The sequence below is a fragment of the Neisseria sp. P0009.S007 genome (genome assembly GCF_051962515.1).
In genome coordinates this window covers 1-465 of record NZ_JBQCVF010000881.1, presented here as the reverse complement: position 1 = coordinate 465, position 465 = coordinate 1, and the positions used below count along the sequence as shown (strand labels likewise).

General features: G+C 46.2%; 1 protein-coding gene. It reads left to right on the top strand.

The genetic code is table 11. The features are described from left to right. The coding region (locus tag ACTHS3_RS16915) for a peptidylprolyl isomerase (RefSeq protein WP_440368629.1) at positions 1 to 465 on the top strand (465 nt) is incomplete at both ends.

The window sequence follows — 465 nt, the reverse complement described above, 5'->3', positions numbered from 1 at the left end:
TTTGCGGCACAAGTAAAAGTAGATGATGCGGCTTTGCAAAAGTATTATGAAGCGCATAAGAAAGATTACTTGATTCCTCAAGCCGTTAAGCTGGAATATGTGGCTTTGAACATTAAGGATTTGGCTGACAAACAAACCGTCAGTGCGGAAGAAGTACAAAAAGCTTACGACAGCAAAAGCGTAGATTTATCGCCAAGAGCCGAAATTGCGCATATTTTCATTCCGGTTATGCCTAACGGAGATGAAGCAAGCAATGCGGAAATTAAAGCCGAAGTGGACAAAATGGCTGCGGAGCTTAAAGCACATCCGGATTCGTTTGCCGAGCTGGCGGCCAAGTACTCCAAAGATTTGTCCAGCAGCAACAAAGGCGGCAATTTGGGCTACCTGAGCAAAAGCGGCGGCAGCGGCTTTGGACCTGAATTCGATAAAGCGGCATTTGCATTGGGTAAAGGCGAAGTCAGCGAT